The sequence below is a fragment of the Streptomyces sp. NPDC091416 genome (genome assembly GCF_044756845.1).
Lineage (GTDB): Bacteria > Actinomycetota > Actinomycetes > Streptomycetales > Streptomycetaceae > Streptomyces.
The window spans coordinates 627262-639151 of the sequence record NZ_JBIVTU010000001.1; the positions used below are offsets into that span (position 1 = coordinate 627262).

The following is an 11890-nucleotide window of genomic DNA, read 5'->3' on the forward strand; positions in this document are numbered from 1 at the left end:
TGCCGCATTCCATGGCTGTCCGGGCGCCCCCGTGGCACGGTTGGGGGGCGCAGTGGTGGTGCGACAGGGGGAGTGACATGGCCGGGGCGCGGGTTCAGGCGCTGGGCGGGGACGATCCGGCGACGCTCGGACCGTACCGGCTGATCGGACGGCTCGCGTCCGGCGGCATGGGACGGATCTATCTCGCCCGCGGCGGCGATCGCGGCGCGCGGGGTCTCGTCGCCGTGAAGACGCTGCTGGCCGAGGGCACCGTCAGCGATGTCGACCGGCGGCGCTTCGCGCGCGAGGTGGCGGTCGCGCAACGGGTCGCCAGCGCCTACACGGCGCGGGTGCGGGATGCCGACCCCGCGGCGGAGCGGCCGTGGATGGCCATCGACTACATCGCCGCGCCGCCGCTCTCCGAACTGGTGCGCACCTGCGGGGTGCTGCCCGCCTCGGCCGTCCGGTGGATCGCCGCCGGCACCGCGGAGGCCCTGGTCACGCTGCACGGGGTGGGCATCGTCCATCGCGACGTCAAGCCGCAGAACGTGCTGCTGCCGCTGGACGGCCCCCGGGTCATCGACTTCGGCATCTCCCACGCCAGCGACCTCACGCTCACCGGGCTCACGCTCGGCACGATCGCCTTCACCTCGCCGGAGCAGGCGCGCGGCGAGGAGTCCACGGCCGCGTCCGACGTCTACTCGCTCGGCGCGACCCTGTTCCTGCTCGCCACCGGTCGGCCGCCCTACGCCTCCGACGGCGACACCCTGCGGCTGCTGGCCCGCGTCCAGCGCGGCGAACTCGACCTCGGCGGGCTGCCGAAGGAGCTCGTCGCGACGATCCGGCCGTGTCTCGCCGTCGACCCGGGCCGGCGTCCCGAGCCCGCCGAACTGCTCGCCCGCTTCCGCGAGGCGCAGGCCCATCTCCCGGCCTCCCACAGCGGCACCCGGTGGCTGCCGCCGCGGTGGACGGCACTGATCGGCGCGTACGCGACCCAGGGCCTGGAACTCGCGAACGACCACCGGACACCCGGAACGGGCCGTCCGGACCGGACGGCCCGGACGGCCCGGACGGATCAGCCGGACCGGACGAGGCCGCCGGTGGTGAATCCGGTGGCCCCGACGCTCGTCCAGCGCACGAACACGGTGCCGCCCCCTCCCCCCACGCTGGTCTACCCGCCGGAGCGCCGGGCCCGCGCGGCCCGCGACCGTGAACGCCGCGAGCGGACCCGGCGGGAGATGGCGGCTCTCGCGGAACTGGCGGAGCGGCAGCGCGCGGAGCAGGCCGAGCAGGAGCGCGCCGAACGCGAACGTGTCGAGGCGGCACGCCTGGAGGCCGAGCGGCAGGCGGCCCAGCGCCAGGAGGCCGAGCGCGCCCGCCGCGAGCGGGAGCGCGCGGCCCAGGAACACGCGCGCGCCGAACAGGAGCGTGCGCGGCGGCGGGCGGAACGGGAACGGGCCCAGCGCGAGCAGGCGGCGCGGGAGCAGGCCGAGCGGGAGCGCGCGGCACGAGAGGCGGCCGAGCGCGCGGCACGGGAGCGGGCCGAGCAGGAGGCCGCACGCCGGGCGGCTCGTGCCGCCCGGGCCCGTACGACCTCGCCCAGCACCGCCCCGACCGGGCCGGCCGGGCCGACGACGACGCGTCCGGCGCCTCCTCGGACCGGCTCCTCGGGAAACTCCTCGGCGCTGGGCTGGCTGGTCGCCGTGGCCGTCGTCATCGGACTGCTGGCCTGGCAGCCCTGGGAGACGGCGGGCAACGGGGGCGGCAGCGGGGGCAGTTCGTCGAGTTCCGGCAGCGGCGGCTCGGCGTCGTCCGACTCCGACAGCGACACCCGCGCGGACGACTCCGGCTCGGACACCGACACCGATTCCCACAGCGACAGCAGCTACGACTCCGACAGCGACACGGCGGACGATCCGACGCCCACTCCCACACCCACGCCCACGCCGACGCCCACGCCGACGCCCACGCCGGACGCCACCGACCTGGCGTTCGCCGCGGTGCACGCCGGCGACTGCCTCGACGTGTACAACGACGGGCACGACGACATGAGCGCCGACAGCCCGATCCGGGTGAGCTGCAAGGCCTCGAACGCCTACATGCACGTCAACCGTGTCAGCACCCGGTCCGGGGGCTCCAGTTCCTGCGACACGGGCGCGGGCTTCACCTGGTGGAGCAGATCCGGTGACGACGGGGTCGACCGGACGCTCTGCCTCGACCGGGTGTACCAGGTGGGGCAGTGCTTCCCCGCGGACGTGAACGGGGCCACCAACGCCGACCTGACGGTGGTCTGGCGCTGCAACGCGTCGACCGTGCCCAAGGCCGGTCAGTCCATCCTGCGCATCACCGGCTTCTACCGGGCCCCGACGGCGGGCCAGAACTGGACCTGCCCGTCGGGGCGCGGTGAGAAGTTCTGGTACTGGCAGGTGAACCAGGGCAAGAGCATCATCTGCGCGTCGGCGGCCTGAACCGGTCCGGACCCGTGCGGGCACCCGCACGGGTCCGGACCGGCCGAAGGTCCTAGATCACCAGGCTCAGCAGCGCTGCCACCGCGAAGCCCGCGACCGACAGGACCGTCTCCAGGACCGTCCAGGACTTCAGGGTGTCGCGCTCGGAGATGCCGAAGTACTTCGACACCATCCAGAAGCCGCCGTCGTTGACGTGCGAGGCGATGATCGAACCGGCCGAGATCGCCATGATGATCAGCGCCAGGTGCGGCTGCGAGAAGCCCTGGTCCTCGACGAGCGGGACCACGATGCCGGCGGTGGTGACGATGGCGACCGTGGCCGAGCCCTGGGCGATGCGCAGGACCGCCGAGATGAGCCAGGCGAGCAGGATGACGGGCAGACCCACGTCGTTGAACGTGTCGGCGAGCGCGTCCGCGATGCCGCTGGCCTTGAGTACGGCACCGAAGATGCCGCCCGCGCCGACGACGAGAAGGATGTTGCCGACCGGCTTGAGGGAGGAGGTCGACACGGACTCCAGGGACTTGCGGGACCAGCCGCGCCGGATGCCGAGCAGGTAGTAGGCGAGCAGCAGCGCGATCGTCAGGGCGACGAACGGGTTGCCGAAGAACTCGATGACCGAGCGGGGCGTCGAGGGGTCGAGCGCGATGGAGGAGAACGTCGCGGCGAGGATCAGCACCAGCGGGGTGCCGATGATCGCGAGGACGGTGGAGAGCGCGACGGGGGCCTCGCGCGGGGTGACCCCGGCGGCCCGCTGCTCGGCGACGACGGCGGCCTTGGCCTCCTCGGCGGCCTCGACCATGTCCTGCGGGACCTCGACGAAGATCCGCTTGCCGATCCAGGCGGCGTAGGCCCAGGCGGCGAGGACGGACGGGATGCCGACGACGGCGCCCATCAGGATGACCCAGCCCAGCGAGACGTGGAAGAGGCCCGCGGCGGCGACCGGGCCGGGGTGCGGCGGCAGGAACGCGTGGGTCATGGACAGGCCCGCGAGCAGCGGCATCGCGTAGAGCAGGATCGATTTGCCGGAGCGCTTGGCCGCCGCGTACACGATCGGCGCGAGCACGAAGATGCCGACGTCGAAGAAGACCGGGATACCGAAGATCAGACCGGTCAGGCCCATGGCGAGCGGGGCGCGCTTCTCACCGAAGAGGTTCAGCAGGCGGGCACTCAACACCTCGGCTCCGCCCGAGACTTCGAGGATCGCGCCGAGCATCGTGCCGAGGCCGATGATGATCGCGACATGGCCGAGGATGCCGCCCATGCCGGACTCGATGACGGAGACGGCGGCGGACTTCTGCACCGTACCGAAGAGCTCGGTGACGGAGAGTCCGGCGCCCAGGCCGACGGCTATGGAGACGGCGAGCAGGGCGACGAAGGGCTGGAGCCTGACCTTGATGATCAGGAAGAGGAGGAGCGCGATGCCGAGGACGGCGACGGTCAGCAGACCGGCCGTCCCGTCCATGAGCAGGAGGAGTCCACCGGTGTGGGGTGGCGTCTCGACCGGTGGGGGGCTGGCGGCGAGCAGCATGGGTAACTCCGTTGTCGTCCATGGTTCTGGGTGGGGTGCGCCGTCCAACTGCCGTCGGCGCCCGGAGGGCGGCCGCGCGGCGCCCGGTGCGTGCGATCACAAGGCGCCGGAGTGGCCTTGGAGCGGGCAGCCTCCCATGCCCTTCGGGCTATGGGGGTGGAGCTGCCGGGCCGTTTCGGCAGTACCGCGAGCGTGCGTGCCGGGCGCCGCGCGGTAGGCGGCAGTCGGCCGGCACGCCCTGCGGGCGGAGCGCGGCACGGCGTCCCGATGGGGCGGGGCGCCGTGCCGTGCGTGGTGGTGCGGTGGTGCGGTGGTACGGGTGCGGCAAGAGGATCGGGCTCAGCCGAGGACCGCGAGGGCGTCGATCTCGATGAGGAGGCCCTTGGGCAGGCCGACGTACACCGTCGTGCGGGCGGCGGGCGCCTCCTTGAGGTTCTGCTCGCCGAAGTAGGCGTTGTAGATCTCGTTCATCTCGGCGAAGTGGTCCACGTCCGTGAGGTAGACGCGCATCATCATCACGTCGTCCCAGCTCGCGCCGCCCTCCTCCAGGATCGCCTTGACGTTGGCGAAGGTCTGGAGGGTCTGCTCGCGGAGGGTCGGGCCGGCCGGGGTGGGGGCCTGGCCCTCGACCGCGGGCAGGAAGCCGACCTGGCCGGCGACCTGGAGGATGTTGCCCTTCCGCACGCCGTGCGAGAACTTCGCGGGCGGGGCGGTGTGGGTGCTCGGGGTGAGCGGGGTCTTCACGGTCTTGTCGGTGCTGTCGGTCATCGCTGATCAGACTTTCTTGGGTTGGTTGGTGCCGGAGTACTCCCGGCTGATGGTGTCGGCGGTGCGACGGACCAGGGGGAGCAGGGTGAGGAGTTCCTCGGCCGTGACGACCACGTTCGGTGCGGAGACCGACATCGCGGCGACGACGCGCCCGTCGGCGCCGCGAATGGGGGCGCCGATGCAGTTGATGGACTCCTCGTGGCCACCGAGGTCGGTGGCCCATCCCTGTTCGCGCACGGTGGCGAGTTCCTTCAGGAAGGCGCCGGGGCCGGGGGTCGAACGGGACGTGTACATGGGGTAGTCGAGCTTCTCCGCGATGGCGCGCCGCTCGGCCTCCGAAAGGTCGGCGAGCAGGAGTTTGGCCACGGCGGCGACGGTGATCGCGACGGGCTTGCCGATGCGGGAGTACATCCGGACCGGGTAGCGGCTCTCGACCTTGTCGATGTAGAGGACCTCGTTCTCCTCGTACACGGCGAGGTGGACGGTGTGGCCGCAGTTCGCGTTGAGCTCGACGAGGTGCGCGTGGGCGATCTCGCGTACGTCGAGGTTCTCGACGGCCTCCTGGGCGAGGGCGAAGAGCCGCGCGCCGAGGCGGTAGCGCTGGTCCTGCTGGCGGTAGACGAGCCCGTGCTCGTGGAGCGTACGCAGCAGCCGCAGGGCCGTGGACTTGTGGACGCCGAGGCGCTCGGCGACCTGCCCGAGGTCGGCGGGCCCCTGGGCGAGCAGCGGCAGGATGCTCAGCGCCCGGTCGACGGTCTGGCTCATGCGCGTGCCTCGCTGCCCTCGGCCCGGCTTTCGCCGGTGACGCCCCTCTGATCGAATCGCTCGCTGCGCTCGCTCATGCGCGTGCCCCGCTGCCCTCGGCCCGGCCCTCACCGGTGACGCCCCGCCGGTCGAATCGCTCGCTCATGTCGTACGTACCTCCGTGTCGTCCCCCGTCCACCCGGGGCCGAGACGCAGTCTCCCCCAGTCGGTGTCGTCGAGGGCCGCGAGGCGGTCAGCCCGGTCGCGGGCGGGCGGGTCGGTGAGGTCGCCGGGGACGGTGAGGACGGCGGCGGCCATCAGGTGCCCGTGCCGGGCCCGGTCGCGGACGGGCAGTCCGCGCAGGGTGGCGGAGAGGAACCCGGCGGCGAAGGCGTCACCGGCCCCGACGGGGGCGACGACGTCGACGCGGAGGGCGGGGACATCGGTGACGGTGCCGGCCGGGCCCGGCTCCGCGGAGAACACCGTCGCGCCCTCCGCGCCCCGCTTCACGACCAGGACCGCCGGTTCCGGCAGCGCCTCGCGGATCGCGGCGGCGCCCTTCACCCCCCACGCCTCCTCCGCCTCGTCCTCGCCGACGAAGACGAGGTCGGCGCGCCGGGCCAGGTCGAGCAGGACGTCCGGGGACGCGTCGGCGCCGCGCCAGAGGCCCGGGCGGTGGTTGACGTCGAAGGAGATGAGCGGGCGCGCGGGGCGCGGGGCCGTCAGCTCGTGCAGCAGGGCCAGGCAGTCGGCGGAGAGCGCCGCGGTGATGCCGGACAGGTGCAGGACCCGGCCGGTGAACAGCGCCTCGTACGGGACGTTCGCCGGAGACATCGCCGAGGCCGCGGACCCGGCCCGGTAGTACGCGACCTCGTGGACGTCGGTGCCGCGGTCCGTCGCCGTACGGAAGTAGATGCCCGTGGGCCGGTCCGGGTCGCGCCGCACGGCGGAGGTGTCGACCCCGTATGCGGAGATCGCGTCGACGAGATGGTCACCGAAGCCGTCCGCGCCGACCCGGCTCACCCAGGCCGCGCGGTGCCCGGCCGCGGCGAGGGCGCAGGCCACGTTGGACTCGGCGCCGCCGATGCCGCGGCCGAAGGACGGAACGTCGGCGAGGCGCCCGGGCCGCGAGGGCAGGAACGTCACCATGGACTCGCCGAGGCACACGACATCGGTGGCCGTTTCGGCGTCGGTCCTGGCCGGGGTTCCGGACACGCGGGCTCCTCGGGGTCGGGCGGGGCGCCGGATCTCATCATTGACCGGGCGTCGGCTCGGATGTTAGACAGCCCTGAGCGATATACGCAATGGGTGTTGCATATGTTGCAACGCGAGCGACGTGCGACGCCGCGCCGGCGACCTGCGGCGACGACGACGTGCTTCGCATCACTTCGAACGAGAAGGAGCCCCCATGGCTGCCGACCGTCCCGTGGCCCGACTCGCCGACGAGCGTGTCGACCACCGGTTCAAGGCGCTCCCGCCCGACGCGGAGGGCCTGACCGTCGGCGAGCTGGCCGCCGAGCGGCGCAACCTCTTCACCGGCGGGTTCACCACCCCCGTGCTCGCCCTGTCGGCCGAGTCCGTCGCGCACAACCTCGCACTGCTGGAGACGTACGCACAGCGCCACGGCCTCGCCTTCGCGCCGCACGGCAAGACCTCGATGTCCCCGCAGCTGTTCGCCCGCCAGCTGGAGCACGGCGCCTGGGGCATCACCGCGGCGGTCCCGCACCAGGCACGCGTCTACCGGGCTTTCGGGATCCAGCGGATCTTCCTCGCCAACGAGCTCGTCGACGCGGCCGCGCTGACCTGGCTCGCGGGCGAACTGAACGCCGACCCGGAGTTCCGCTTCATCTGTTACGTCGACTCGGTGCGCGGCGTCGAGCTGATGGACCGGGCCCTGAGCGCGGCGGACGCCTCCCGCCCGGTGGACGTCGTCGTCGAGCTCGGCGCGGGCGAGGGCGCCCGCACCGGCGCCCGCAGCGAGGCCGACTGCGCCGCCGTCGCCGACGCGGTGGCCGCCGCCGGGACGCTGCGTCTGGTGGGCGTGGCCGGTTACGAGGGCGAGGTGCCGGACGCGACCGGCGAGCGCGTCCGGGACTGGCTGCGACGGCTCGTCGCGCTCGCCGCCGGCTTCGACGCGGCGGGGCGGTTCGGCGCGCTGGAATCCGGCGAGCCGGTCGTGATCAGCGCGGGCGGCAGCGCGTGGTTCGACGCGGTCGCGGACGTGTTCGCCGATATCCCCGAACTCTCCGCTCCTGTACTCAAGTTGCTCCGCTCGGGGGCGTACGTCTCGCACGACGACGGGCACTACCGCCACCTCACCCCCTTCAACCGGGTCCCCGAGGAGGGCGCGCTGCAGCCCGCCTTCCGGCTGTGGGCCCAGGTCGTGTCGCGCCCCACCGGCGAGCAGGCGTTCCTGAACGCGGGCAAGCGGGACGCCGCCTACGACCTCGACCTGCCGCAGGCACAGGTCGTGCGGTCCGGGCGCGACGGCTCGGTGCGGGAGGCGACGGGGATCGAGGTCACGGGCCTGTCGGACCAGCACGCGTGGGTGCGGACGGACGGGGCGGCCGAGCTGGAGGTCGGGGACTGGGTGGGGATGGGGCTCTCGCACCCCTGCACGAGCTTCGACAAGTGGCAGCTGATTCCGCTGGTCGCGGCGGACGGGACGGTCACCGACTACATCCGTACGTTCTTCTGAGCCCCGCCTTCCACGCCCCATCGATGAGCGCGGGCCGGGGGCAGTTCCCCGGCCCGCCCTGAAAGGCACACCCCCCATGGACCTGGTCATCCGCGACGCCCGCGTCATCGACGGCACCGCCACGCCCTCCTACCGCGCCGACGTGGCCCTCGCCGACGGCCGCATCGCGGAGATCCACCGCGAGGACTCCCCCGGCCGCCGCCCCACGGCCGCCCGCACCCTGGACGCCGACGGCCTCGCCCTCTCCCCCGGCTTCGTCGACATGCACGCCCACAGCGACCTCGCCCTGCTGCGCGACCCCGACCACAGCGCGAAGGCGGCGCAGGGCGTCACCCTCGAAGTGCTCGGCCAGGACGGGCTGTCGTACGCCCCGGTCGACGACCGCACCCTCGCCGAGGTCCGCCGCGCCATCACCGGATGGAACGGCGACGGGAGCGACATCGACTTCGACTGGCGCAGCGTCGGCGAGTACCTCGACCGGCTCGACCGCAACTTCGGCGGCCGGGGCATCGCGGTGAACGCCGCCTACCTGATCCCGCAGGGCACCGTCCGGATGTACGCGGTCGGCTGGGACGACCGGCCCGCCACCGACGCCGAACTGGCCCGGATGAGGCAACTCGTCGCCCAGGGCATGGCGGAGGGAGCCGTCGGCATGTCCTCGGGGCTCACCTACACCCCGGGCATGTACGCGGACGACGCCGAACTCACGGCCCTGTGCCGGGTGGTGGCCGAGCACGGCGGCTACTACTGCCCGCACCACCGCTCGTACGGCGCCGGAGCGCTGGAGGCGTACGAGGAGATGGTGGCGCTCACCCGCACCGCCGGCTGCGCCCTCCATCTCGCCCACGCCACCATGAACTTCGGCGTGAACGAGGGCCGCGCCCCGGAGCTGCTCGCCCTGCTCGACGGCGCGCTCGACGCGGGCGCCGACATCTCCCTCGACACCTACCCGTACACCCCGGGCTGTACGACCCTGGTCGCGATGCTGCCGAGCTGGGCGAGCGAGGGCGGCCCCGAGTCGGTCCTGACGCGTCTGGCCGACGACGCCACGGCGGCGAGGATCTGCCACGACCTGGAGGTCGTGGGGTCGGACGGCTGCCACGGGGTACCGATCGAGTGGGACACCATCGAGATCTCCGGCGTCAGCGTGCCGGACCTCGCCGCCCACGTCGGCCGTACGGTGGCCGAGTCCGCGCGTCTGCGGGGCGAGGAGCCCTGGGTGACCGCGCGGCGGCTGCTGATGGAGGACCGGCTGGGGACGACGATCCTCCAGCACGTGGGCCACGAGGAGAACGTCCGGCAGATCATGCGCCACCGCGTCCACACCGGCGGCAGCGACGGCATCCTCCAGGGAGACAAGCCGCACCCCCGGGCGTACGGCACGTTCCCGCAGTATCTCGGCCGGTACGCGCGGGAGTTGGGAATCCTCTCGCTGGAGGAGTGTGTCGCCCATCTCACCTCGCGCCCGGCGGCCCGGCTGCGGCTGGCCGACCGCGGGTACGTGCGCGAGGGCTACCGCGCGGACCTGGTGCTCTTCGACCCGGCGACGGTGGCGGCCGGCTCGACGTTCGACGAGCCCCGTACCCTGCCGACCGGCATTCCGCACGTACTGATCGACGGCCGCTTCGTCATCGAGGACGGGAAGCGGACCCAGGTGCTGGCCGGCCGCTCGGTGCGGTCCGGCGGGGCGGCCGCTGCCGGGGCCCGGTAGTTTCCCGGCGTCCGGCCGGGGCAACCGGCTGCGTATGAATATTTCTGCGACAGCCCGGAAGAGTCACGGAAAGGCGAGACGGGCAGGTGACAGTCCGGCGGTCGAGGCGGGCGGCCGGGCGGGATTCGCGGCCCGTGGAGTGATCTATGTCCTGGTCGGCGTCCTCGCGCTGCGTATCGCGTTCGGCGACGACGGGGGCGGCGGGAAGCAGGCGGACCGGGGCGGGGCGCTCGCGGAGATCGCGCAGAAGCCCTTCGGCTCCGTCCTGCTGTGGGTCCTGGGAGTGGCCCTGGCCGGCATGGCCCTGTGGCGGCTCTCCGAGGCGGCGTTCGGCGCCGCGGGCCCGGACGGGCGCAAGGCGACCAAACGGCTCGCTTCCGCCGGGCGCGCCGTCTTCTACGGCTTCGTGTCCTACTCGGTCCTGATGTTCGCGGCGGGCGACCGGGGCAGCGGCAGCGGTTCCGGCGACGCGCAGTCGAAGGACGTCACGGCACGGGTGCTCGGCATGTCCGGCGGGCGCTGGCTGGTGGGGGCGGCCGGCGCGGTCATCGTCGGCGCGGGCCTGTGGATCGCGGGCCGGGCCGCTCTGCGGAAGTTCCACAAGCATCTGCGGATGGGCGAGATGTCGCCCGCCGTGCGACGCGTGGTGGATGCCACCGGGATCTTCGGCGGCGTCTGTCGCGGACTCGTCTTCGCGGTGGCCGGCGGATTCGCCGTGGCCGCGGCGGTCGAGGCCCGCTCGGGCGAGGCCAAGGGAATGGACGACACCCTGCGGTCGTTCAGCTCGACGCCGGCCGGCCCGTGGCTGCTGGCCCTGATCGCCGTCGGACTGGCCGCGTTCGGTCTCTTCTCCTGGGCGAACGCCCGGTGGCGCAGGATCTGACCCGGGAGACCCGCGCGAACGCCCGGTGGCGCAGGATCCGACCCGGAAGACCCCGCGCGAACGCCCGGCGGCGCAGGATCCGACCCGGGGGCCGGCCGACAGCGGGGCGGCGGCACGACGCGTCCGCCCCGCTGCTCGTCTCACGGCTTGGGCAGCGCACACCCCGCACGGTCGAGGTCGAAGACGTTGCCGGTGCCGATGCACGGCACGATGCCGTAGGTCTCCTGGGCGTAGTTGATGCCCTCGCGGACCGTCACCCGCCCGCTCTCATCGACCTCGCACGGGTTGTTGTCCGTGCACTCCTGCCCGTCCTCGTTGCCGGTGTTGTTGACGGCGACGACCTTGCCGGTGGCGTTGTCGATCACCGGCGAGCCGGACGTACCGCCGATGGTCTGGCAGGCGGAGGTGTAGCGGACCGAGTCCTTCCAGGTCCACTCCCCCTCCTTGAGCCGGTAGACGAACCCGTCGACGTTGCAGCTGTACGTGCGCTTCCAGTACCCGGACACGACGGTGATCGCGGTGCCCTGCACCGGGTGGGCCGTGTTGAGCTCCAGCGCCTTGATGCCGTAGGTGCTCTCGATCTGGGCGTACGTGGAGGTGAGCTGGTACACCGATATGTCGGTGTCCGTCATCGTCCCGTACGCGATCTTGCTCGCCCGGACGGTTCCGACGCCGCTGCCCGAGGCATTGAGCAGGGTGAAGCTGCGGGTGGACGGCTGATTGAACACGACCTCGCCCGGGCCCGGGAATCCGGACTCCATGCAGTGCCCGTTGGAGAGCACGAGCGCGGGGTCGCCCGCCTGGGAGCCGGGCGTACGGACGACCGATCCGGAGCAGTTGCTGAGCGCCACGGTTCCGGCGAAGCCGATGGCCTTGGGCCTGACCTTCGCCCGGACGGCCGTGCTGCCGGATGACGCCGCGTCCGCCGCGCTACGACTCGCGGCGGCCGCTGCCGCCTTGACCGTGCTGGGCGCTGCCGCGTCATGGCTTGTGGCCGCTGCCGCGGGCGCGGTGCCGGCTCCGAGGAGCAGCACCGCGAAGAGCGCACCGACGAGAGGCTTTTTCATGTGGGGGTCCCCTCAAGTGACCTGCGCAGAGCGTGGGAAGCCTC

Annotated in this window: 9 protein-coding genes; 4 read left to right on the forward strand and 5 right to left on the reverse strand. The window is 72.9% G+C overall.

Going from position 1 to position 11890, the window contains the following annotated elements:
* Positions 1–77 precede the first annotated feature (77 nt).
* Complete coding sequence (locus ACIQMX_RS02600; protein WP_402474496.1) at positions 78–2447, forward strand: serine/threonine-protein kinase; 2370 nt, start codon at positions 78–80, stop codon at positions 2445–2447.
* Positions 2448–2499: 52 nt separating this feature from the next.
* On the opposite strand, the gene ACIQMX_RS02605 is transcribed toward ACIQMX_RS02600, so the two are convergent.
* The 4 genes from ACIQMX_RS02605 to ACIQMX_RS02620 form a co-directional block, all read right to left on the reverse strand.
* Entirely contained in the window at positions 2500–3975 is a 1476-nt protein-coding gene (locus tag ACIQMX_RS02605) for a gluconate:H+ symporter (protein WP_363075494.1), read from the reverse strand.
* A gap of 339 nt (positions 3976–4314) precedes the next feature.
* Positions 4315–4743, reverse strand: coding sequence for a RidA family protein (locus ACIQMX_RS02610; protein ID WP_363075492.1), 429 nt, complete (start codon positions 4741–4743; stop codon positions 4315–4317).
* A gap of 6 nt (positions 4744–4749) precedes the next feature.
* Positions 4750–5508, reverse strand: a complete 759-nt coding sequence (locus tag ACIQMX_RS02615; RefSeq protein WP_402474498.1) for an IclR family transcriptional regulator — start codon at positions 5506–5508, stop codon at positions 4750–4752.
* A 141-nt stretch (positions 5509–5649) separates the two neighbouring features.
* Positions 5650–6702 (reverse strand): sugar kinase, encoded by a 1053-nt coding sequence (locus tag ACIQMX_RS02620; protein ID WP_402474500.1) that lies wholly within the window; start codon positions 6700–6702, stop codon positions 5650–5652.
* A 193-nt stretch (positions 6703–6895) separates the two neighbouring features.
* Here ACIQMX_RS02620 and ACIQMX_RS02625 point away from each other — a divergent pair, with 193 nt between their 5' ends.
* The 3 genes from ACIQMX_RS02625 to ACIQMX_RS02635 all read left to right on the forward strand — a co-directional run bounded on the left by ACIQMX_RS02625 (position 6896) and on the right by ACIQMX_RS02635 (position 10779).
* Complete coding sequence (locus tag ACIQMX_RS02625) at positions 6896–8185, forward strand: alanine racemase (protein ID WP_402474502.1); 1290 nt, start codon at positions 6896–6898, stop codon at positions 8183–8185.
* Between the two features lie 76 nt (positions 8186–8261).
* Positions 8262–9896, forward strand: a complete 1635-nt coding sequence (locus ACIQMX_RS02630) for an amidohydrolase family protein (RefSeq protein WP_402474504.1) — start codon at positions 8262–8264, stop codon at positions 9894–9896.
* A gap of 34 nt (positions 9897–9930) precedes the next feature.
* The gene (locus ACIQMX_RS02635; protein ID WP_363075482.1) at positions 9931–10779 is read left to right on the forward strand and encodes a DUF1206 domain-containing protein; all 849 of its coding nucleotides are present in this window, start codon (positions 9931–9933) and stop codon (positions 10777–10779) included.
* Between the two features lie 140 nt (positions 10780–10919).
* Here ACIQMX_RS02635 and ACIQMX_RS02640 read toward each other — a convergent pair whose 3' ends face one another.
* Positions 10920–11846 (reverse strand): serine protease, encoded by a 927-nt coding sequence (locus ACIQMX_RS02640; protein WP_363075480.1) that lies wholly within the window; start codon positions 11844–11846, stop codon positions 10920–10922.
* Between the last annotated feature and the right edge of the window lie 44 nt (positions 11847–11890).

What these genes read in the sequence shown, in the direction of transcription:
- ACIQMX_RS02640 (WP_363075480.1), bottom strand. Translation starts at nt 11,846, where the DNA reads ATGAAAAAGCCTCTCGTCGGTGCGCTCTTCGCGGTGCTGCTCCTCGGA.
- ACIQMX_RS02635 (WP_363075482.1), top strand. Translation starts at nt 9,931, where the DNA reads ATGAATATTTCTGCGACAGCCCGGAAGAGTCACGGAAAGGCGAGACGG.
- ACIQMX_RS02625 (WP_402474502.1), top strand. Translation starts at nt 6,896, where the DNA reads ATGGCTGCCGACCGTCCCGTGGCCCGACTCGCCGACGAGCGTGTCGAC.
- ACIQMX_RS02610 (WP_363075492.1), bottom strand. Translation starts at nt 4,743, where the DNA reads ATGACCGACAGCACCGACAAGACCGTGAAGACCCCGCTCACCCCGAGC.
- ACIQMX_RS02615 (WP_402474498.1), bottom strand. Translation starts at nt 5,508, where the DNA reads ATGAGCCAGACCGTCGACCGGGCGCTGAGCATCCTGCCGCTGCTCGCC.
- ACIQMX_RS02630 (WP_402474504.1), top strand. Translation starts at nt 8,262, where the DNA reads ATGGACCTGGTCATCCGCGACGCCCGCGTCATCGACGGCACCGCCACG.
- ACIQMX_RS02600 (WP_402474496.1), top strand. Translation starts at nt 78, where the DNA reads ATGGCCGGGGCGCGGGTTCAGGCGCTGGGCGGGGACGATCCGGCGACG.
- ACIQMX_RS02605 (WP_363075494.1), bottom strand. Translation starts at nt 3,975, where the DNA reads ATGCTGCTCGCCGCCAGCCCCCCACCGGTCGAGACGCCACCCCACACC.